This is a genomic window from Geodermatophilus sp. URMC 64 (assembly GCF_053502555.1).
Genome location: NZ_CP199955.1, coordinates 3323386 through 3344878 on the forward strand (window position 1 = coordinate 3323386; position 21493 = coordinate 3344878).

The window sequence follows — 21493 nt, forward strand, 5'->3', positions numbered from 1 at the left end:
GTACCGCGCGCTCCGGCCGGGAACGCACTCAGCCGCGCAGCGCGCCCGCCCACCGCCAGTCGCCGTCCGGACCGAGGAACTCGACCCGCTGCACCTCCGCCTCCCTGTCGTCGTCCCACTCCCCCGACACGGCCCACTCCAGGGCGTCCTCGTGCCGGTCGAACTCCCCCTCGGCCACCACGTCGCCCATGCCGTCGAGGAACCGGTAGCGCGTCACGGCGCGAGGCTAGGCGCCGGCCGACCCCGCCTGCGAGAACCCGGTTGTCGGCTCGGGGACAATGGGGGACGTGAGTGATCCGCGCGCCACCGGCCCCTTCTCGGCCCTCCCTCCGCAGGTCGACCTGCCCGCCCTGGAGCAGGAGATCCTGCAGCGCTGGGAGGCCGACAAGGTCTTCGCCCGGTCGATGGAGAGCACCGCGGGGTCGCCGCAGTGGAACTTCTACGAGGGCCCGCCCACGGCCAACGGCCGGCCGGGCACGCACCACATCGAGGCGCGGGCGTTCAAGGACGTCTTCCCCCGGTTCAAGACCATGCAGGGCTGGCACGTGCCGCGCCGCGCCGGCTGGGACTGCCACGGCCTGCCGGTGGAGATCGCGGTCGAGCAGGAGCTCGGCTTCGCCGGCAAGCCCGACATCGAGCGCTACGGCATCGCGGAGTTCAACGCCCGCTGCCGCGAGTCGGTCGAGCGGCACGTGGACGCGTTCACCGAGCTGACCCGGCGCATGGGCTACTGGGTCGACCTGTCCACCGCCTACTGGACGATGGACCCGGCCTACATCGAGAGCGTCTGGTGGTCGCTCAAGCAGGTGTTCGAGAAGGGCCTCCTGGTCGAGGACCACCGGGTCGCCCCGTACTGCCCGCGCTGCGGCACGGGCCTGTCCGACCACGAGGTCGCCCAGGGCTACGAGTCGATCACCGACCCGTCGGTGTACGTGCGGCTGCCGGTCACCAGCGGCGAGTGGGCCGGCAAGGCCGACCTGCTGATCTGGACGACGACGCCGTGGACGCTGCCGTCGAACACCGCCGTCGCCGTCCACCCGGACGTGACGTACGTGGTGGCGCGGACGGACGCGGGCACCTTCGTCGTCGCCGAGCCGCTGCTGACCGCGGTGCTGGGCGAGGACGCCGAGGTGCTGGCCCGCACGAGCGGCCGCGACTGGGAGCGGGTGCACTACCGGCGGCCGTTCGACGTGGTCGAGTTCCCCGACGGGGACTCCCACTACGTCGTCCTGGCCGACTACGTGACCACCGAGGACGGCACCGGCCTGGTGCACCAGTCCCCCGCGTTCGGCGCCGACGACCTCGCCGTGTGCCGGGCCTACGGGCTGCCGGTGGTCAACCCGATCGACCCGTCGGGGCACTTCCTGCCCGAGGTGGGGCTGGTCGGCGGGCACTTCTTCAAGGCTGCCGACCCGACCCTGCTCGAGGACCTGAAGAAGCGCGGCGTGCTCTTCCGGGAACAGCGCTACGAGCACAGCTATCCGCACTGCTGGCGCTGCCACACGCCGCTCATGTACTACGCGCAGCCCTCCTGGTACATCCGGACCAGCGCGGTCAAGGACCAGCTCCTCGCCGAGAACGAGCGCACGCGCTGGTACCCGCAGACCATCCAGTGGGGCCGCTACGGCGACTGGCTGCGCAACAACGTCGACTGGGCGCTCTCCCGCGACCGGTACTGGGGCACCCCGCTGCCGATCTGGCGCAACGACGCCGATCCCTCGCGGGTGGTCGCCGTCGGCTCGCTCACCGAGCTCTCGGAGCTGACCGGCCGCGACCTGTCCGACCTCGATCCGCACCGGCCGTTCATCGACGAGATCACCTTCACGCTGCCCGGTGAGGAGGGCACCTTCCGGCGGGTGCCGCAGGTCATCGACGCCTGGTACGACTCCGGGTCGATGCCGTTCGCCCAGTGGGGCGCGCCGTACCGCAACGCCGAGGAGTTCGAGGCGGCCTACCCGGCGCAGTTCATCTGCGAGGCGATCGACCAGACCCGCGGCTGGTTCTACTCGCTCATGGCCGTCGGCACGCTCGTGTTCGGGAAGAGCTCCTACGAGAACGTGCTGTGCCTGGGCCACATCCTCGCCGAGGACGGCCGCAAGATGAGCAAGCACCTCGGCAACATCCTCGAGCCGATCCCCCTGATGGACCGGCACGGCGCCGACGCCGTCCGCTGGTTCATGCTGGCCGGCGGCTCGCCGTGGTCGGCCCGCCGGGTGGGGCACGAGACGCTGTCCGAGGTGGTCCGGAAGGTGCTGCTCACCTATTGGAACACCGCCTCGTTCTTCACCCTCTACGCCGAGACCAACGGGTGGGACCCGGCCGTCTCGCCCGCCCCGCCGCGGGCCGGGCGGCCGCTGCTCGACCGCTGGGCGCTGGCGGAGCTGGCCCGCGTCACGGCCGGCGTGACCGACGCGCTGGAGGACTTCGACACCCAGGGCGCCGGCCGGCTGATCGCGCAGTTCGTCGACGACCTGTCCAACTGGTACGTCCGGCGCTCGCGCCGCCGGTTCTGGGACGGCGACCCGGCCGCGCTGGGCACGCTGCACGAGGTGCTCGACGGGCTGACCCGGCTCATGGCCCCGTTCACCCCCTTCGTCACCGAGGAGGTGTGGACCCGGGCCGTCGCCCCGGGGCTGGCCGACGCGGTGGACTCGGTGCACCTGGCCTCGTGGCCGGCCGTCGACGAGACCGCCCGCGACGAGCGGCTGGTCGAGCAGGTGGCCCTCGTGCGGCGGCTGGTCGAGCTGGGCCGCGCCGCGCGGACCTCGGCGAAGGTGCGCACCCGGCAGCCGCTGGCCCGCGCCGTCGTCGCGGCGCCGGGCTGGCGGGACCTGCCGCGCGACCTGGTGGCCGAGGTGGCCGACGAGCTCAACGTCGCCGAGCTCTCCGAGCTGGCCGCGGTCGGCGGCGACCTGGTCGACGTGAGCGTGAAGATCGACTTCCGCGCCGTCGGCCGGAGGCTCGGCAAGCAGGTCCAGGCGGTCGCGAAGGCGGTTGCCGCCGCCGACCCGGCGTCGCTCGTCGCCGCGTACCGGACGGGGACGGCGGCGGTCGAGGTCGACGGCGCGCCGGTGCCGCTGGAGGAGGGCGACCTGATCGTCACCGAGACCCCGCGCGAGGGCTGGACCGTGGCCAGCGGCGGGGGCCTCACCGTCGCCCTGGACCTCGAGCTGACCCCGGAACTGGAGCGCGCCGGCCTGGTGCGGGAGGCCGTCCGGCTGGTCCAGGAGGGCCGCAAGTCCAGCGGGCTGGCGGTCAGCGACCGGATCGAGCTGTGGTGGACGGCGGAGGGCAGCCTGGCCCAGGCCCTCACCGAGCACGCCGATCAGGTGGCCGGCGAGGTGCTCGCGGTCGCCGTCCACGCCGGCGAGCCCGGCCCTGGAACGGCGCTGGAGGGCCCCGACGGCTCCCGCTTCTGGCTGACCCGGGCCTGACCCCGCTGTCGGGGCTCTCGGTACAGAAAGCCCCGACAGCATCCCGGGCTTTCTGTACCGAAAGCCCGTCAGCTCACGGGGGCGCCGAGGGCGTCGGCGATGCGCGCAACGACCGCCGGCATGTTCCGCAGATCGGCCGCGCTCAGCCGGATGACCCGCCAGCCGGCCTCGATCAGGCGCCGGTACCGCTCGTCGTCGCGCGTGATCTGTACGCCCTCGAAGTGATAGGCGCCCTCGTACTCGACGACCAGCCGCTCGTCGGGCCACGCCAGATCGACCCTGCCGAGAAAGCTGCCGCCGTCCAGCACGACGAACTGCGGCACGGGAGCCGGCAGCCCCGCCCTCGCGCAGGCGACTCGAACCCACGATTCCGGCGGGCTCCCGCTGCGGCCGTCGACCAGCGGCACGACCTTGGCCACCCGCGCGGAACCCCAGCGGCCTCGGCCCGCCTCGGCCGCGCGTGCGAGAGCAGCCGGGTCCAGGTGTCCGGTCCGCACCATCCCGTCCAGCATCCCGACCGCATCCGCCATGGGCTCGAGGGCCGCGATGTCCCACGCCGTCCGGAGAGGGATTGTGCACCGGACGTCGTCGATCGACGTGGACTCACCCGGACGCAGCGCTGTCCTGTGCAGCCGGATCCCGCGAGGACCACGCCAGGTGCAGTCCGGCGGCACCACGACGAGCACGGGGTCGGTGACCGAGGCGAAGGCCGCCCCGAACCAGGTCGCGGCCGAGCGGCCCGCGAGCGCGGCCCCCGGCGGCATGAGGAGTGCGGCGCCGCGGGCAACGAGCTGGTGATCAGCCGCCAGCGAAGGATCCGCGTAGACATTGCGCAGCAATCTGCGATACAGCCCCGACTGGAGTTGCCGCTTCGTCACGAGGCCTTCCGCGACCGCGTGCGAGCCGACGAAGACACCGTGCAGAGACTGGCGACGGGACACCGCGCCAGCCTTGCCGACCGGCCGGTGCGCCGGATCCGTCGTCCACAGCCCACGACCTCGGGCTTTCGGTACAGAACGCCCGAAGGGCGGAGCCGATCCTTCTGTACCGAAAGCCCCGTCAGGCCTTGCGGCGGGCGCGCTCGCGCTCGGCGGTGGTGCGGTCGGGCGAGCAGACGCCGCAGGGGGTGAAGCCGTCGGCGCGGGCCTCGTCGATCGGCAGCGGGATCGCGGTCTGGCCGGCGAGGCGGCGGCAGTCGGCCAGGTGGTAGCGCGGGTGCTCGTCGACGACGAACACCTCGTCCTTGAGGTCGACGACGAGCAGCAGGTCGGTGACCTCGACGTCCTCGACCGGCGGCTCGCCCTTCTCCTCGGTGGCGGGCGCGTGCGGCGGGGCCGCGGGGGCGCGCTCGACGGGTGCCGGCTCGGCGGTTGCCCCGACCTCGCCGTCGGCGTCCCGCCCGGTGGGCGCGGCGGGCGTCTCCCGGGTGCTGCGCGCGACCGCCGCGTCGGAGGCCAGGTCGGCGGGGCGGCGTCCCTGCGCCGGCTCCGCGGACAGGCCGCGCCGGGAGAGCACCAGCAGGACGGCGGCCGCGGCGCAGACCGCCACGGTGGCCCAGTAGAGCACCGTCGTCCCCGTGGCCAGCCCGGCGACGAACAGGCCGACCCCCAGCAGCACGAGCAGACCCGCAGCCAAGATCACCGCTGCACGATAACCGCGGAGAACGACAGCGGCCCCCGGACACCAGGTCCGGGGGCCGCAGCCGTGAGGTCATGGAACGGCCCCGCTGCAGGGTCCCGCCCTGAGCCTGCGAGGGGCAGGGGGCAGCAGGGTCCTTCGTTACGCCCCGGCGTGCTGCGTCTGCCGGCTGTTGATCGCCGGCTCGGCCGAGCCGCGGCTGTCGAGATCGCGCAGGTGCGACTCGAGGTAGGAGCGCAGGCGGGTGCGGTACTCGCGCTCGAAGGTGCGCAGCTCCTCGATCTTGCGCTCGAGGCTGCTGCGCTTCTCCTCGAGCGTGCTGACCGCCTCGGCGTGCCGGCGCTCCGCGTCCTGCTCGAGCGCGGCGGCCTTGGCGCGCGCCTCGCGCTCCATCGTGTCGGCGCGGGTGCGGGCGTCGCTGACCATCGAGTCGGCGCGGTGCTTGGCCTCGCTGACCATCTGCTCGCTCTTGGCCCGCGCGTCGGACATCAGCCGCTCGCTGTTGGTCTTCGCGCTGACCAGCATCTGCTCGGCCTGGGTCTTGGCCTCGTTGACGTACCGGTCGGCGGTCTCGGTGGCCAGCGCCAGCATCCGGGAGGCCCGGGCGCTGTCGTCCTCGCGCGGGGCCGCGGCCGCCGGCGGCGGCGGGGGCGCCTGGACGACGGGGGCCGGCGCCGGCGGCTCGGGGCGCTCCTCGGCCCGCGGCGCGGCGGCACGTCCACCGCTGGCGCGCAGCTCGTTGTTCTCCTCGATCAGCCGGGCGAGCTCGGCCTCCACGACGTCGAGGAAGGCGTCCACCTCGTCCTCGTCGTAGCCCCGCTTGCCGATCGGCGGCTTCTTGAAGACGACGTTGTGCACGTCGGCAGGCGTCAGTGGCATCGGGTCACCTCGGGTCGGACGGCGGGAACAGGGTCGTTCTCGGGCGAGCGGCGGTGGACCACGCACCTGGTGCGGCCTGCGCCCCTGGGCTGTCGTTCGGTCACAGGGGGTTAGCGAGCGACAACGTGAAGCTGCGAAGGATGAGTACGGCGATGAGCAGCACCATAAACCCGAGGTCCAATCGGACCGACCCCAGGTTCAAGGGCGGGATCACCTTGCGGATGGCCTTCAGCGGGGGATCCGTCGTCGAGTAGACGACCTCCAGGCCCGCCGCGACCAGGCCCTGCGGGCGCCAGCTCCGCGCCAGCACCATCACCCAGTCGACGACGAACCGGGCGAACAGCAGCACGAGGAAGACGAGCAGCACCGAGGAGACGATCTGCCAGAAGAGAGCCACGGTCCTCGCTCGTTCGGGGCACCTCGCGTGCCGTTGTGTCCGCCAGCGCCTCAGGACTGGTTGAAGAACCCGCCCTCGCGGATCCGCGCCTTGTCCTCGGCGGTCACGTCGACGTCCCTCGGGCTGAGGAGGAACACCTTGGCCGTGACCCGCTCGATACTACCGCGAAGTCCGAAGATGAGACCCGCGGCGAAGTCGACCAGCCGCTTGGCGTCGGCGTCGTCGAGCTCGGTCAGGTTCATGATCACCGGGCAGCCCTCGCGGAACCGCTCGCCGATCTCACGCGCCTCGTTGTACGTGCGCGGGTGCACGGTCGTGATCCGGTAAGTCTTCGGAGGCGCGGGCGCCGGCTCCGGGGCCGCCACGACCGGCTCGCGGACGGCCAGCCCGGCCGCGCCGGCACCGGAGGACGAGCCGCTCCCGAGGCTGCCGCCGGTGCGGGCGGCGCCGGCGGTGGACCCGGAGGGGGCGAGGCCCAGCGGCGGGCGGGCGGTGCTCGGCCGGCGCACGGTCACCGGCTCGGGCTCACGGGCCGGCGGCAGCTCCTCGGCGTCGACGTCGTCGTCGGCGTAGCCGGCGCCGTAGTGCTCGTCGGCGAAGTTCTTGTCGGCGTACCGGTCGTCGGCGTAGTCGGCGGTCCCGTAGCGGGAGTCCTCGTACCGGCCGTAGCGACGGTCGTCGGCGCGCTCGGGATAGTCGGCCTGGCGGGCGTCGTACCGGCCGTAGGCCCGGGCGTCGTCGTCCTCGACGAGCCCGAGATAGATACCCATCCTGCGCATGGCTCCGGCCATCGGACCTCCCCCTCTACTGGTGTCCTCAGCGTCGCGGTCGTTTCGTCAACTTCGTCCAACGAGGCATCACACTCGTGGGTCGTCCGTGTCCCGTGTGACTGGTGTGACTCGTGTGGTCGGGATCCCCCGATCCTCACCGGAGGGTAGGGGGCGCGCGCCGAAGATCGCGGTTCCGACACGCACGAGCGTCGCGCCGGATGCGATCGCCGCCTCCAGGTCCTCGCTCATGCCGGCCGAGAGCTCGGTCGCCCCCGGGTGGTCGGCCCGCACCCGCTCGGCGAGCGCGGCCAGGCGGTCGAAAGCGGGGCCGGGTTCGGCGCCACGGGGCGCGACGGCCATGAGGCCCCGCAGCCGCAGCCCGCCCATCCCGGCGACCGCGTCGGCCAGGGCCGGGACGTCGGCCGGGTCGGCGCCGCCGCGGGCGGCCTCCTCCCCCGCCGGGCCGCCCAGGTCGACCTGCAGGAGGACGTCGACGGGTCGCCCGCCGGCCTCGCCGGCGCGGGCGAGCGTCTCGGCCAGCGGCAGCCGGTCCACCGAGTGCACGACCGCGCCGAGCCGGGCGACGGCAGCGGCCTTGTTGCGCTGCAGCTGGCCCACGAAGTGCCAGCGCACGGGGACGTCGGTCAGCTCGGCGGCCTTGGCGAGCAGCTCCTGGGCCCGGTTCTCGCCGAAGTCGGCCTGGCCGAGCGCGGCGACCGCGCGGACGTCGTCGGCCGGCCAGGTCTTGCTCACCGCGACCAGCCGCACCCCCGCCGGGTCCCGCCCGGCGGCGCGGGCGGCCGCGGCGATCCGCTCCCGCACGGCGCGCAGGTTCTCCTCGAGGCGGGTCGCGGGCACGGCAGCGATCCTCGCAGCCGGGTCCGCGACCGTGCTCATGACAACCAGACCAGGGCGGCCTGGCGGCCGGTGACGCCGTCGCGGCGGTGGGAGAAGAGGAAGCGGTCCTCGACGGTGCACCGCGGGTCGTGCACGACCTGGCCGACGCCGGCCCGGCCGAGCTGCTCGGCCACGCCGGCCCGCAGGTCGAGACCCGGTGTCCCCTGCCGGGTGCGGACCGCGGCGCCCGGGGCCACCCGCGCCACCTCGGCCTGCATCGCCGCGGGCACCTCGTAGCACCCGCCGCAGACGGCCGGCCCGAGCAGCGCGGTGACGTTACGCGGGCGGGCGCCGAGCCTGCCCATCGCGGCCAGCGCGGCGGGCACCACCTTCTGCCGCAGGCCCTCGCGCCCGGCGTGCACCGCGGCGACCACACCCGCGTCGGCGTCGCTGAGCAGCACCGGCACGCAGTCGGCGACCAGCACGCACAGCACCAGCCCGGGCTCCGCCGTCACCAGCGCGTCGGTGTCGGGCAGCGGCGCCTCCTGCGGCCCGTCGACGACGGCGACGCCGGCGCCGTGCACCTGGGTCATCCAGACCAGCCGCTCCGCCGGCACGCCCAGCTCCCGCGCCAGACGCTCGCGGTTGGCGGCGACGTCCGCCGGCCGGTCGCCGACGTGCGCGCCGAGGTTGAACGAGTCGTACGGGGACGCGGACCGGCCGCCCCGCCGGTCGGTGACGACCTTGCGGGGTCGCACCGAGGGCGAGGCGGCCGGGGACGTGCCGGGAGACTGCGTCATCAGTGGCGCAGGAACTCCGGGATGTCGAGCTCCTCCTCGAAGTCCTCGCTGGACAGCGGCCGCCGGCCGTTGACCGACCCGGAGACCGGCGGCAGCGGCGGGACGGTGAGCGGCGCGGCGGGCCGCGCGGCCACGGCGGGCGCCGGCGGGATGACCGGGGCCGGCGGGGTCACCGGCGCCGCGGCGGCGGCCGAAGCGGTCGCCCCCGAGGTCGTCGGCGAGCCGAGCAGCCGCTCCCCCGTGGCGACGGGAGCGGCGACCGGCGTGACCGGCGCGGCCGGGGTCCGGTGCGGCAGGCCCGGGGTGAAGGCACCCGCGGCGGAGGTGCCGGCCGGCACCGCGGCGACGCCGCCGTCCTTGCGGCTGCTGGGCCGCCCGCCGTCGAAGCCGGCGGCGATGACGGTCACCCGCACCTCGTCACCCAGGGCGTCGTCGATGACGGCGCCGAAGATGATGTTGGCGTCGGAGTGCGCCGCGTCGGAGACCAGCGAGGCGGCCTCGTTGATCTCGAACAGGCCGAGGTCCGAGCCGCCGGAGATCGACAGCAGCACGCCGTGCGCGCCCTCCATGGAGGCCTCGAGCAGCGGGCTGGCGATCGCCTGCTCGGCGGCGAGCAGCGCACGGTTGTCGCCGCGGGCGCTGCCGATGCCCATGAGCGCCGACCCGGCCCCGGACATGACCGACTTGACGTCGGCGAAGTCGAGGTTGATCAGGCCCGGGGTGGTGATCAGGTCGGTGATGCCCTGGACACCGGAGAGCAGCACCTGGTCGGCCGTGCGGAAGGCGTCCATGACGCTGACGTTGCGGTCGCCCAGCTGCAGCAGCCGGTCGTTCGGGATCACGATGAGCGTGTCGCACTCGTTGCGCAGCTCCTCGATGCCCGACTCGGCCTGCACCGCACGCCGCTTGCCCTCGAAGGCGAACGGGCGGGTGACGACGCCGATGGTCAGCGCGCCGAGCTTGCGCGCGATCGAGGCGACGACCGGCGCACCGCCGGTGCCGGTGCCACCGCCCTCGCCCGCGGTCACGAAGACCATGTCGGCGCCCTTGAGCACCTCCTCGATCTCCTCGCGGTGGTCCTCGGCGGCCTGGCGGCCCACGTCGGGCTGCGCTCCGGCGCCGAGGCCGCGGGTGAGCTCGCGGCCGACGTCGAGCTTGACGTCGGCGTCGCTCATCAGCAGCGCCTGGGCGTCGGTGTTGATGGCGATGAACTCGACCCCCTTGAGGCCGACCTCGATCATCCGGTTGACCGCGTTCACCCCGCCGCCGCCGATGCCGACGACCTTGATGACCGCTAGATAGTTGTGCGGAGGTGTCATGCGGCGCTCCCCAACGTGGACCCTCATCCTCAAGTACAGGCTTACAGTTATGTCAACTCGGTCGACGGAGAGGAAGTTAGGCAGGCCGGGGAGGCGGCACAAACACCCTGAGATGGTCGGCGTGTCGGTGGCACGAAACCTCACCGAACTCTCAGGACCCGTTCGTCACATGAGCATCACGAGCTGTGACGACCCGCCCTCGAAACGTCTCATGGCGGGCTCCAGGGTCCGGCGCGGCGTCGTCCGGACGCGTGGCAGATCTCTTCGGGGCCCGGGCGTGTCGCGCGTGTCGAGCGTGTCCCCCGGGGCGGGTGGGACGAACCCTGGATCACGCCTTCGGGATGCGTCCGAGCAGGTAGAACTCCCGGTTCGGCGGGATCGCCGCCCAGTGCGCCAGCCGGTTGGACAGCGCGAAGAGGGCGGCGATCGCGCCGACGTCCCACACGTCGTCCTCGGTGAGCCCGTGGCCGCGCAGCCGGTCCGCGTCCGCGGCGGTCACCGCGGCCGGCTCCACGGCGAGGCGGACCGCCACGTCCAGCACGTCGTGCATGCGCGGCGACAGCGGCGCCTTGCGCCAGTCCACGGCGACCTGGTCGGCGAGGTACGGGTCCCGGGTGCGGATGCGCGCGATGGCGCCGTGCGCGACGACGCAGTACAGGCAGTCGTTGGCCGCGCTGGTGGCGACGACGATCAGCTCGCGGTCGCCCTTGGACAGCCCCGGCGTCTCCTTGTCCATGAGCGCGTCGTGGTAGGCGAAGAACGCGGCGGCCTCGGCCGGGCGCCAGGACAGCGCGCCGAACACGTTCGGCAGGAACCCGGAGCGCTCCTCGACCTCGGCGTAGCGCTCGCGCAGCTCGTCGGGCAGCTGCTCGGTGGGGACGACGGGGAAACGGCTGATCGGCGCGGGATCGGACGGCGCGGCGTCGCTCATGCCGCCATGCTCCGACGGGAGCTAGCGGAGCACCACCGCGTCCGGCGCGCTGACGTCGATGGTGGCGGCCGGCTCGAGAATCCCCGCGGCGAGCTGGTCGAGCAGCGCGGAGAGGACCGCGCCCTTGGCGGCGCTGTCGCCGCCGTCCCCCCAGAGGACCGTCGTCCCGTCGGTCAGGGTGAGCGCGACGTCCTCGCCGCTGGTGGCGCTCGCGCCGACCACGTCGGAGCGGACGTCCCGGGGCAGCGAGGCCAGCGCGGCCAGCCCCGCCTCGGTGGCGCGGTCCCCCGGCCCGGGGTCCGGCACGTCCAGCGGCACCACGCCGGGCGGCGGGTCACCGGTGATGGTGTCGAACAGCACCGCCTCGTCGTCGACCAGGTAGCGCTGCCCGTCGGACTCGACGACGGCGAGGGCCACCCGCTCGGTCACCGTGATCACCACGCTGGAGGGCCAGCCGCGGGTCACCTGCACCGCCGCGACCTGCGGCAGCCGGGCCACGCGGGTGCGGGCGGCGTCGACGTCCACCCGGAGCAGCGGCGTCCCCGTGGTCACCCCCGCGGCGTCGCGGACCTCGGCCGCGGTCAGGGACACCGAGCCGTCCACCTGCACCGTCCGGACGGCGAGCAGCGGGCTGGCCCACAGCACCCAGGCCGCGGTGGCCAGCAGCGGGACCAGGAGCAGCGCCCGCAGCCGGCGCTGACGACGGCTGCGGACCCGGCGGCGGCGGTTGACGGCCGGCGCGGGCCGCTCGCCGCGGCTCGCCTCGGGCCGCGCCGCCGGCGTCCCCCGCGCGCGGTCGCGGGTGGTGGTGCCGGCGCGGTTCACCGCTCGACGTCCGCGGACTCGGGGAGGTCGGCCCGCCGCAGGGCCTCGAGCACCTCCGGTCCCACCATCGACACGTCGCCGGCGCCCATGGTGACCACCAGGTCGCCGGGACGGGCGCGGGCGGCCAGGGCGGGGGCGGCGGCCGACCAGGAGGGCTCGAACAGCACGCGGCCGGGCGGCAGCGGGACGGCGTCGGCGACCAGCGCGCCGGTGATCCCGGGGACGGGGTCCTCCCGGGCGCCGTAGACGTCCATCACCACGACCTCGTCGGCCAGGGCGAGCGCGTCGCCGAAGCCGTCGGCGAACTCGCGGGTCCGGCTGTAGAGGTGCGGCTGGAAGGCGACGACGAGCCGGCCGTCGCCGGCCACCGCGCGGGCCGCGGCGAGCTGGGCGCGGACCTCGGTCGGGTGGTGGGCGTAGTCGTCGTAGACGCGCACGCCGCCGGCCACGCCCTTGAGCTCGAACCGGCGGTGCACGCCGCCGAAGCGGCCGAGCCCCTCGACCAGCCCGGCGACCGGCAGGCCGAGCTCCAGGCCCGCGAGCAGGGCCGCCGCGCTGTTGCGGGCCATGTGCTCACCCGGCACCCGGATGCGCACCCGGCCGAGGTCGGTGCCGTCGAGCACGGCCGTGTAGCTCGTGCCGTCGCCGGCGACGTCGACGTCCACCAGGCGCAGGTCGGCGTCCCCGGCGGTGCCGTAGGTGCGCTTGCGCGCCGTGGCCGGGACCTCGATCAGCCGGGCCGCGCCGGGGTCGTCGGCGCAGAGCACCACGAAGCCGTCGGGGTGCACGGTCTGCACGAACCGGTCGAAGGCGGCCTCGACCGCCGCCAGGTCCCCGTAGTTGTCGAGGTGGTCGGCCTCGACGTTGGTGACGATCGCCGCGTGCGGGGCGAGCAGCAGGAACGACCGGTCGCTCTCGTCCGCCTCGGCGACGAACACGTCGCCGTGCCCCGCGTGCGCGTTGCTGCCGGACTCGTTGAGGTCGCCGCCGATGGCGAAGGACGGGTCGACCCCGCAGGCCTGCACGGCGACGGTGAGCATCGAGGTGGTGCTGGTCTTGCCGTGGGTGCCGGCGACGGCGACGCTGCGCCGCCCGGCCATGACCGCGGCGAGGGCGACGGCGCGCGGCAGCACCCGCAGGCCCCGCTCCCGGGCGGCGGCCAGCTCGGGGTTGTCGTCGCGGATCGCGGTGGACACGACGACGGTGTCGGCGTCGCCGAGGTGCGCCGGGTCGTGGCCCACCTCCACGCGCGCCCCGAGCGCGCGCAGCGCGAGCAGGGTCGGGGTGTCCCGCCGGTCGCTGCCCGACACCGCCACCCCGCGGGCGAGGAGGATCCGCGCGATGCCGCTCATTCCGGCCCCGCCGATCCCGACGAAGTGCACCGCGCCGAGCTCCCCCAGCGCGGGCACCGGCGCGTTCCAGGCGGCGACGTCAGCCGCGGGCACGGGCCACCTCCAGCACGATGTCGGCCAGCCGCTCGCCGGCGTCCGGCGCCCCGGCGGCCCTGGCACCCGCCGCGTACCCCGCCAGCGCGCCGGGATCGGTCAGCAGTGGCGTCAGGTGCTCGGTGATCCAGGCCGGGCTCAGGTCGGCGTCGTCCACCAGCAGCCCTCCCCCGGTCTCGACCAGCGGCAGGGCGTTGCGGCGCTGCTCGCCGTTGCCGATCGGCAGCGGCACGAAGGCCGCCGGCAGCCCGACGGCGGCCAGCTCGGCGACGGTGACCGCGCCGGCCCGGCACAGGGCGAGGTCGGCGGCGGCGTAGGCGAGGTCCATGCGTTCCAGGTAGTCGACCACGACGTACGGCGCGCCGCCCGCCGGGCGCGGGGGCACGGTCACGTCGGTGTTCTTCGGCCCGCGGGCGTGCAGCACCTGCACGCCGGCCGCGGTGAGCGCGTCGGCGGCGCCGACGGCGGCCCGGTTGAGCGAGGCGGCGCCCTGGGACCCCCCGAAGACGAGCAGGGTCGGGCGGTCGGCGTCCAGGCCGAACTGCGCGCGCGCCTCCGCCCGCCGCGCGGCGCGGTCCAGGCCGGTGATCGTGCGCCGCAGCGGCATGCCGACCTGCTCGCCCCGGTGCAGCGGCGTCCCCGGGACGGTGACCGCCACCCGTGCGGCCAGCCGGGCGCCGATCCGGTTGGCCAGGCCGGGCAGGGCGTTCTGCTCGTGCACCACGATCGGGACCTTCGCCCGCCGGGCGGCGAGGTAGGCCGGCAGGGCGACGTAGCCGCCGAAGCCGACGACGACGTCGGCGGCGACCTCGGTCAGCAGCGCCCGGGTCTCGCGGACGGCGCCGGCGACCCGGCCCGGCACCTTCAGCAGCTCCGGGGTCGGCTTGCGCGGCAGCGGGACCGGCGGGATGAGCCGCAGGTCGTAGCCGCGCGCCGGGACCAGCCGGGTCTCCATGCCGCGCGGGGTGCCCAGGCAGGTGAGGCGCAGGCCCTCGTCGCGGCGGCGCAGCGCGTCGGCCAGCGCCAGCATCGGCTCGATGTGCCCGCCGGTGCCGCCGCCGGCCAGCACGATGCTGAAGGGCCCGCTCACCGCGGCCTCCCCGGCCGGCGGGCGGGGCCGGGCACCGCCGGCCCCGGACCGGGCACCGGCCGGCGCGGCGCGGCGCGGCCGCGGTCCTCGGCGGGCGGGCGGGGGCGCGCGGGCCCGGGGACGCCGCGCTCCCTCGGGGCTCCCTCGGTCACCCGCGCCACGGTGCGGCGCCCGGCGACGACCGGACGGCCGGCCCGCTCCCCCGGGTCGGGGCGGCCGCCGCGCTCGCCGGGCGCGGGACGGCGGCGCGGCCGGACCGGGTCCACCGCGGCCGCCGGCACGGGCAGCAGCCAGCGGGCGAGCCGGCCGCGGGAGCGCCGCTGTTGCGACTCGATGGCGGCCGGCTCGGCCCGGGCGAAGCGCGCGAGCAGGCCGATGATGAACAGGGTGAGCACCAGCGACGTCCCCCCGGCGGAGACCAGGGGCAGGGTGACGCCGGTGACCGGCAGCAGCCCGACCACGTAACCCATGTTCATGGTCGCCTGGCCGACCAGCCAGGTGGTGATGGCGATGCTGGCCAGCTGCACGAACCGGTCGGTCGAGCGGCGGGCGATGCGGAAGCCGGCGTAGGCCAGGACCCCGTAGAGCGTCACCACGACCAGGCAGCCGAGGAAGCCGAGCTCCTCGCCGATGATCGCGAAGATGTAGTCCGACTCCCCGTAGGGCAGCAGGCCCCACTTCATCCGGCTGTTGCCGAGGCCGACGCCCCAGAAGCCGCCGGTCGCCAGGGCGTAGAGCCCGCGCACCGCCTGGTAGCCGGAGTTGGAGGCGTCGGCGAACGGGTCGAGGAACGAGGTGACCCGGGCCCACCGGTAGGGCTCGCTGACGAGGTAGGCGATCCCGGCCAGCCCGGCCGCGCCGAGCCCCAGCCAGACCTTGAGCCGGGCGCCGCCGGCCCACAGCAGGGCGACCAGGATGACCGCGAAGGTCATCACGCCGCCGAAGTCGGGCTCGGCCATCAGCAGCAGAGCGATCAGGAGGAAGGCCGGGACGAGGGGCAGCAGCAGCGACTTCGTGGTCAGGTAGCGGTCGCGCGTGGCCAGCATGTGCGCGCCCCAGAGCGCGAAGGCGAGCTTCGCGGGCTCGGAGGGCTGGAAGTGGGCGATCTTGAAGTCGAACCACTGACGGGCGCCGTTCAACTGGACGCCGAGGAAGAGCACGGCGAGCAGCAGCACGAGCATCCCGGCCATGAACCAGCCCGACCACCGGCGCAGGAAGCCCACCGGGATGCGCAGCGCCACGAGCAGGGCCACCGCGCCCAGCCCGGCCCAGGTGAGCTGCTCGACGCCGGGCCGCCAGGCCGACTGCTCGTCGAGGGCCGCCTTGACCGCCGAGGCCGAGAAGACCATCACCAGGCCGATCGCCAGGAGCAGGCCGGCCGCGCCCAGCAGCAGGTGGCAGCTGGTCATCGGGCCGTCCAGCCACGCCGGTCCCTGCAGCCGGCGGACCCGGTAGCGGCGGGCGGTGGAGCCGGCCGTGGACGGGCCGGTGGCGGCGGCGCGGGTGCGGGTGCTCGCGGTCATCGGGCGCTCAGCCCAGCTCGCGCACCGCGTCGGCGAAGGCGCGGCCGCGGTGCGCGTAGTCGGTGAACACGTCCATCGACGCCGCCGCGGGGGCCAGCAGGACGGTGTCGCCGGGGCGGGCCAGCCGGGCGGCCTCCGCCACGGCGAGCCGCATCGTCTCCTCCGCGGTGCGCGCCATCCCGTCATCGTCGCCGCTCGGCACCTCGACCCGCGGAACCGCGGGCGCGTGTCGCGCCAGTGAACGGACCAGTTCGGCCCGGTCACGGCCCAGCAGCACCGCCCCCGCCAGGCGGGGCGCGACCGCGGCGACCAGCGGGTCGACGTCGGCGCCCTTGAGCAGGCCGCCGGCGATCCAGACCACGCGGGGGTAGGCGGCCAGCGAGGCGCCGGCGGCGTGCGGGTTGGTCGCCTTGCTGTCGTCGACGTAGTCCACGCCGGCCACGGTGGCGATCCGCACGTTGCGGTGCGCGCCGCCGCGGAAGCCGGCCAGGCCGCGGCCGACCGCCTCGGCGGGCACCCCCGCGGCCCGCGCCAGCGCGGCGGCGGCCAGCGCGTTCACGGTGTTGTGCGGCCCGGGGACCTGCAGCGCCCCGCGCTCGAGCAGCACCTCCCCCGCCGGGTCGTCGGCGAAGGCACGGTCGACCAGTGCGCCGTCCCGGACGCCGAGCTGGCCGGGCGCCGGCTCCCCGAGGGTCACCGTCACCGGGCGCGGGTGGGCGGCGACCAGCGCGGCGGCGACCGGGTCGCCCGCGTCGGCGACGGCCACCCGCGCGCCGCGGAGGATGCGCGCCTTGGCGTCCCGGTAGGCGGCGAAGGAGCCGTGCCAGTCGGTGTGGTCGTCGGCCACGTTGAGGACGGCGGCCGCCTCGGGGGCCAGCGTGCTCGACCAGTGCAGCTGGAAGCTCGACAGCTCGACCGCGAGCGCGTCGTAGGCGGGGGCGCCGTCCGCGCCGGTCTCGGTCACCACCTCGACCAGGGGGCGGCCGACGTTGCCCGCCGCGACGGCCCGCCGTCCCCCCGCGAGCAGGATCGCCTCGAGCATGGTGACCGTCGTCGTCTTGCCGTTGGTGCCGGTGACCGCCAGCCACGGGGCGGCCGGCTCGACCCGCAGCCGCCAGGCGAGCTCGGGCTCGCCGATCACCTCGATCCCCCGCCGGGCCGCGTCGACCAGCAGCGGCGCGTCGGGCCGCCAGCCGGGCGAGGTGACCACCAGATCGGTGCCGGACGGGGTCTCGGCGAGCGCGCCGAGCCACTCGGCGCCGCCCTCCAGCAGCGGGTCGACCGCGGAGGGACGGGCGGCGTCGGCGAGCAGCACCCGCGCGCCGCGGGCGAGCAGCACCCGGGCCGCCGCGGCCCCGGACACGCCGAGGCCGGCGACGAGCACGGTCCGCCCGGAGAGATCCACCGCCTACAGCCCCACGAACGACAGCCAGTCGGCGTAGAACAGGCCGATCCCGAACGCCACGGCCATGCCGGTGACCAGCCAGAACCGGACGATGACCGTGTTCTCGGTCCAGCCGGCGAGCTCGAAGTGGTGGTGCAGCGGCGCCATCCGGAACACCCGCCGCCGGGTGGCGCGGAAGAACGCCACCTGGATGACCACCGACAGCGTCACCGCCACGAACAGCCCGCCGAGGACGACGAGCAGCAGCTCGGTGCGGGTGACGATGGCCAGCCCGGAGAGGAGCCCGCCGAGCGCGAGCGAGCCGGTGTCGCCCATGAAGATCCGCGCCGGGCTGGTGTTCCACCACAGGAAGCCCAGGCAGGCGCCGAGCGCCGCGGCGGCCACCAGCGTCACGTCGAGGGGGTCGCGGACCGCGTAGCAGCCGTCGACCAGCTCGTTGGTGCAGTCGTGGGTGAACTGCCAGAAGGAGATGAAGACGTAGGCGGCGAAGACCATGGCCGCGCAGCCCGAGGCCAGGCCGTCCAGGCCGTCGGTGAGGTTGACCGCGTTGGAGAAGCCGGCGATGAACAGGTAGGCCAGGATCACGAACCCGACCGCGCCGAGGCCCATCGGCGCGATGTCGCGGACGAAGGAGACGCTGGTCGACGCCGGCGCCATCCCGTCGCTCTCGAAGTTCAGCGCCAGGATCGCGAAGCTGACGCCGACGACGAGCTGCCCGACCAGCTTGGCGGTCTTGTTCAGGCCCAGGCTTCGGCGGAAGCGGATCTTCAGGTAGTCGTCCAGGAAGCCGACGGTGCCCATGCCGACCATGAGGTAGAGCAGCAGGATCCCGCTGGTGGTCACCCCGCGGCCGGGCTGGTCGAGGAGGAACAGGTGGGCGATGAGGTAGCCGCCGACCGTGGCGCCGACGATCACCGTGCCGCCCATCGTGGGCGTGCCCTTCTTGGACAGGTGGCTCTCGGGCCCGTCGTCCCGGATCTCCTGCCCCAGGCCGTGCCGGCGGAACGCGCGGATGGCCAGCGGGGTGAGCAGGATCGACATGATCAGGCCGAAACCGCCGGCGATGAGGACCGACTTCACGCGCCTGCCCCGGCCGTCAGCAGGTCCTCGGCGAGCAGCTCCAGCCCGTACGAGCGGCTGGCCTTCACCAGGACCACGTCCCCGGGGCGCAGCAGCTCCGACAGCAGGTGGCGGGCGGCAGCCCGGTCCGGCACGTGCACCGACTCCTCTCCTGGCCGCCGTCCGGCAGCCGCTGCCCCGCTCGCTATGCCTACCGCATCGGCACCGACGGCGACCACGAGGTCCACCCCCGCCGCCGCGGCGTCGCGGCCGAGCCGCTCGTGCTCGGCACCGCCGCCGGGGCCCAGCTCGGCCATCGCGCCGAGGACGGCGATCCGCCGCTGCCCCGGCAGCGCGGCGAGCGCGGCCAGCGCCGCGCGCATCGACTCGGGGTTGGCGTTGTAGGCGTCGTTGACGACCGTGACGCCGTCCGGACGGCGGGTGACCTCCATGCGCCACCGGCTGCGCGGCTCGGCGGCCGACAGGGCGGCGGCGACGTCGGCCGGCGGCAGGCCGAGCGCGAGCGCGGCGCCGGCGGCCGACAGCGCGTTGGCGACCTGGTGCTCGCCGACCACGCGCAGGGCGACGTCGTGCTCCTCCCCCGCGGCGGCGAGGGTGAACCGGGCCCGGCCGAGCTCGTCCAGGCGTACCCCGGTCGCGCGGACGTCGGCCGGCTCACGGATCCCGGTGGTCACCACGCGGGCGGAGGTGCGCGGGGCCATGCCGATCACCCGCGGGTCGTCGGCGTTGAGGACGGCGGTGCCGTGCTCGGGCAGCGCCTCCACCAGCTCGCCCTTGGCCTGCGCGATGACCTCGGCGGAGCCGAACTCGCCGAGGTGCGCGGAGCCGACGTTGAGGACGACGCCGACCTCGGGCCGGGCGACGCGGCACAGCCGGGCGATGTGCCCAGGCCCGCGCGCGCCCATCTCCAGCACGAGGAAGCGGGTGGCCTCGTCGGCGGACAGGACGGTCAGCGGCAGGCCGATGTCGTTGTTGTAGGACCCCGGCGGGCTGACCGTCGGTCCCGCGGCCGCGAGGACCTGGCCGAGCAGGTCCTTGGTCGAGGTCTTGCCGGAGGAGCCGGTGATGCCGACCGTGCGCAGGCCGGCGTCGGTCAGCCGGGCGTGCACCGCCGCGGCGAGCCGGCCCAGGGCGGCCACCGGGTCGTCGACGACCACGGTCGGCAGCGCCGGGTCCGGCCGGGTGGACAGGGCCGCGGCCGCGCCGGCCTGCGCAGCGGCGCTCACGAAGTCGGCGCCGTCCACCCGCTCGCCCGGCAGGGCGACGAACAGGTCGCCGGGGCCGACGGTGCGGGAGTCGACGGTGACGGTGCCGGTGACGACCGCGTCGGCGCCCGGCGGGACGGCGCCGGAGACCGCCGCGGCGATCTCGGCGAGGGTCAGCGCGATCATGCGGTCCCCGCCGGGGTGCCCAGCGCGGAGAGCGCCTCGCGGAGCACCTCGCGGTCGTCGAAGGGGGTGACCTCGCCGGCCACCTCCTGGCCGCTCTCGTGGCCCTTGCCCGCGACCAGCACGGTGTCCCCGGGCCGGGCGAGGCCGACCGCGGCGGCGATCGCCGCGCGGCGGTCGCCGACCTCGAGCACCTCGGCCCGCTTCTCCTGCGGCACCTCGCGGGTGCCGGCGAGCATCGCGGCCCGGATCGCGGCCGGGTCCTCCGAGCGGGGGTTGTCGTCGGTGACGACGAGGACGTCGCTGCCCTCGGCCGCCGCGGCCCCCATGCCGGCCCGCTTGCCGGGATCGCGGTCGCCGCCGCAGCCGAGCACGGTGATCAGCCGGCCGGAGCCCGCGGCCCGCAGCGCGTCCAGCGCCGTGCGGACGGCCTCGGGGGTGTGTGCGTAGTCGACGACGGCGACGAACGGCTGCCCGGCGTCCACCGGCTCCGTCCGGCCGGGGACGACGGTCCCGGCGAGGCCGTCGAGCGCCGTCCCCGGGTCGATGCCGACCGCGTCGAGAAGCGCGACCGCCAGCACCGCGTTGGCCACGTTGAACGCGCCGGGCAGCCGCAGCCGGGCCGGCCAGGTGCGCCCGCCGGGGCCGCGCAGCGTGAAGGTCGACCCGCCGTCGGGGGCGGTCGCGACGTCGGTGGCCGTCCAGTCGGCGTCCGCGCCGGTGCCCGAGACGGTCACCGTGCCGGCCTTGACCAGCCGCCGGCCGTAGGCGTCGTCGACGTCGACCACCTCGACCGCGGCCCGGCCGTCGAAGAGCAGCGCCTTGGCGCGGAAGTACGCCTCGAGGTCGCCGTGGAAGTCCAGGTGGTCCTGGCTCAGGTTGGTGAACCCGGCGGCGGCGAACCGCAGCCCGCCGACCCGGCCCTGCACGAGCGCGTGGCTGGAGACTTCCATGACCACGGCGGTGACGCCGGCCTCGACCATGCTCGCCAGCAGGGCGTGCAGCACCGGCGCCTCGGGGGTGGTCCGCACGCTCGGCAGGGCGGTGACCGCCTTGCCGCTGCGGGTGCGGGTCTGCACCGTGCCGATCAGCCCGGTGTCCCGGCCGGCCGCGGCGAAGCCGGCCTCGACCAGGTAGCTCGTCGTCGTCTTGCCGTTGGTGCCGGTGATGCCGATGACGGTCAGCCGGCTCCCGGGGTCGCCGTACACGCGGGCGGCGACGTCGCCGAGGACGGCGCGGGGGTCGTCGACGACGCAGACGGGCAGGCCGCTCGCCAGCGCCTCGTCCCGGCCGGTGGGGTCGGTGAGGACGGCGACCGCGCCGCGGGCGACGGCGTCGGGCAGGTAGCGGACGCCGTGGGTGCGCGCACCGGGCAGGGCGGCGTAGAGGTCGCCGGGGCGGACCTCGGCCGACGCGAGGGTCACGCCGCGCACCGCCGTCCCGGCCTCGTCGCCGCCGACGGGCCGGCCGATCAGGTCGGCCAGGTCGGGAAGCGGCACCGGTCGGTTCCCCGCGGGCCGGGGCGCCGACCCGGGATCGGTCGGGGTCACGGGGCTTCAATCTACCGGCGGGCGCTCCGTCACCCGATCATTCGCGCGGATCCGCGCGGGGCGCCGCCGCGATCGGGGCGGCGTCCGCGCAGGTCGGCGGGGCTCAGGGCCACGGCTCCGGACACGGCTCTGGGGGGCGACCTCCCGCTTCAGGAGTGCTGCGGGACTCCGGGAGGGTGAAC

The 21493-nt window shown here is 75.3% G+C and carries 19 protein-coding genes; 1 reads left to right on the forward strand and 18 read right to left on the reverse strand.

What is annotated here, in order from left to right; translation table 11 throughout:
- Nucleotides 1-28 precede the first annotated feature (28 nt).
- Nucleotides 29-217, reverse strand: a complete 189-nt coding sequence (locus tag ACWIYF_RS16140) for a hypothetical protein (protein ID WP_448623839.1) — start codon at nucleotides 215-217, stop codon at nucleotides 29-31.
- A 70-nt stretch (nucleotides 218-287) separates the two neighbouring features.
- On the opposite strand from ACWIYF_RS16140, the gene ileS reads away from it, so the two are divergent.
- Nucleotides 288-3434: an isoleucine--tRNA ligase gene (ileS, locus tag ACWIYF_RS16145; protein WP_448623840.1), complete on the forward strand. Its 3147-nt coding sequence runs from the start codon at nucleotides 288-290 to the stop codon at nucleotides 3432-3434.
- 68 nt (nucleotides 3435-3502) lie between these two features.
- Here ileS and ACWIYF_RS16150 read toward each other — a convergent pair whose 3' ends face one another.
- From ACWIYF_RS16150 to ACWIYF_RS16230, 17 genes are all read right to left on the reverse strand, one after another.
- A complete protein-coding gene (locus ACWIYF_RS16150; RefSeq protein ID WP_448623841.1) occupies nucleotides 3503-4375 on the reverse strand; it encodes an endonuclease domain-containing protein in 873 nt (290 codons plus the stop codon).
- 118 nt (nucleotides 4376-4493) lie between these two features.
- The gene (locus ACWIYF_RS16155) at nucleotides 4494-5075 is read right to left on the reverse strand and encodes a hypothetical protein (RefSeq protein ID WP_448623842.1); all 582 of its coding nucleotides are present in this window, start codon (nucleotides 5073-5075) and stop codon (nucleotides 4494-4496) included.
- Between the two features lie 138 nt (nucleotides 5076-5213).
- Entirely contained in the window at nucleotides 5214-5951 is a 738-nt protein-coding gene (gene wag31 / locus ACWIYF_RS16160; protein WP_448623843.1) for a DivIVA-like cell division protein Wag31, read from the reverse strand.
- 100 nt (nucleotides 5952-6051) lie between these two features.
- Nucleotides 6052-6348, reverse strand: coding sequence for a YggT family protein (locus tag ACWIYF_RS16165; RefSeq protein WP_448623844.1), 297 nt, complete (start codon nucleotides 6346-6348; stop codon nucleotides 6052-6054).
- 50 nt (nucleotides 6349-6398) lie between these two features.
- Nucleotides 6399-7118, reverse strand: coding sequence for a cell division protein SepF (locus tag ACWIYF_RS16170; RefSeq protein WP_448623845.1), 720 nt, complete (start codon nucleotides 7116-7118; stop codon nucleotides 6399-6401).
- A gap of 87 nt (nucleotides 7119-7205) precedes the next feature.
- Nucleotides 7206-7976, reverse strand: a complete 771-nt coding sequence (locus ACWIYF_RS16175) for a YggS family pyridoxal phosphate-dependent enzyme (RefSeq protein WP_448623846.1) — start codon at nucleotides 7974-7976, stop codon at nucleotides 7206-7208.
- 35 nt (nucleotides 7977-8011) lie between these two features.
- Nucleotides 8012-8755: a peptidoglycan editing factor PgeF gene (gene pgeF / locus ACWIYF_RS16180; RefSeq protein WP_448623847.1), complete on the reverse strand. Its 744-nt coding sequence runs from the start codon at nucleotides 8753-8755 to the stop codon at nucleotides 8012-8014.
- The gene (ftsZ, locus tag ACWIYF_RS16185; protein ID WP_448623848.1) at nucleotides 8755-10074 is read right to left on the reverse strand and encodes a cell division protein FtsZ; all 1320 of its coding nucleotides are present in this window, start codon (nucleotides 10072-10074) and stop codon (nucleotides 8755-8757) included. Before ftsZ ends, pgeF begins: the two co-directional genes overlap by 1 nt.
- Before the next feature lie 328 nt (nucleotides 10075-10402).
- Complete coding sequence (locus ACWIYF_RS16190; protein ID WP_448623849.1) at nucleotides 10403-11005, reverse strand: peroxidase-related enzyme; 603 nt, start codon at nucleotides 11003-11005, stop codon at nucleotides 10403-10405.
- A 21-nt stretch (nucleotides 11006-11026) separates the two neighbouring features.
- The gene (locus ACWIYF_RS16195; protein ID WP_448623850.1) at nucleotides 11027-11830 is read right to left on the reverse strand and encodes a cell division protein FtsQ/DivIB; all 804 of its coding nucleotides are present in this window, start codon (nucleotides 11828-11830) and stop codon (nucleotides 11027-11029) included.
- Nucleotides 11827-13275, reverse strand: a complete 1449-nt coding sequence (gene murC / locus ACWIYF_RS16200) for a UDP-N-acetylmuramate--L-alanine ligase (protein WP_448623851.1) — start codon at nucleotides 13273-13275, stop codon at nucleotides 11827-11829. The genes ACWIYF_RS16195 and murC overlap by 4 nt, the downstream gene beginning before the upstream one ends.
- A complete protein-coding gene (gene murG / locus ACWIYF_RS16205; RefSeq protein ID WP_448623852.1) occupies nucleotides 13262-14365 on the reverse strand; it encodes an undecaprenyldiphospho-muramoylpentapeptide beta-N-acetylglucosaminyltransferase in 1104 nt (367 codons plus the stop codon). The genes murC and murG overlap by 14 nt, the downstream gene beginning before the upstream one ends.
- Entirely contained in the window at nucleotides 14362-15888 is a 1527-nt protein-coding gene (gene ftsW, locus ACWIYF_RS16210; RefSeq protein WP_448623853.1) for a putative lipid II flippase FtsW, read from the reverse strand. The genes murG and ftsW overlap by 4 nt, the downstream gene beginning before the upstream one ends.
- A 7-nt stretch (nucleotides 15889-15895) precedes the next feature.
- Entirely contained in the window at nucleotides 15896-17293 is a 1398-nt protein-coding gene (gene murD, locus ACWIYF_RS16215; RefSeq protein ID WP_448623854.1) for a UDP-N-acetylmuramoyl-L-alanine--D-glutamate ligase, read from the reverse strand.
- A 3-nt stretch (nucleotides 17294-17296) separates the two neighbouring features.
- The gene (gene mraY / locus ACWIYF_RS16220) at nucleotides 17297-18373 is read right to left on the reverse strand and encodes a phospho-N-acetylmuramoyl-pentapeptide-transferase (RefSeq protein ID WP_448623855.1); all 1077 of its coding nucleotides are present in this window, start codon (nucleotides 18371-18373) and stop codon (nucleotides 17297-17299) included.
- Complete coding sequence (locus ACWIYF_RS16225) at nucleotides 18370-19764, reverse strand: UDP-N-acetylmuramoyl-tripeptide--D-alanyl-D-alanine ligase (RefSeq protein ID WP_448623856.1); 1395 nt, start codon at nucleotides 19762-19764, stop codon at nucleotides 18370-18372. Before ACWIYF_RS16225 ends, mraY begins: the two co-directional genes overlap by 4 nt.
- Nucleotides 19761-21260 carry a UDP-N-acetylmuramoyl-L-alanyl-D-glutamate--2,6-diaminopimelate ligase gene (locus tag ACWIYF_RS16230; RefSeq protein ID WP_448623857.1) on the reverse strand — a complete coding sequence of 500 codons (1500 nt, stop codon included), beginning with the start codon at nucleotides 21258-21260 and terminating at the stop codon, nucleotides 19761-19763. Before ACWIYF_RS16230 ends, ACWIYF_RS16225 begins: the two co-directional genes overlap by 4 nt.
- Nucleotides 21261-21493: the final 233 nt, after the last annotated feature.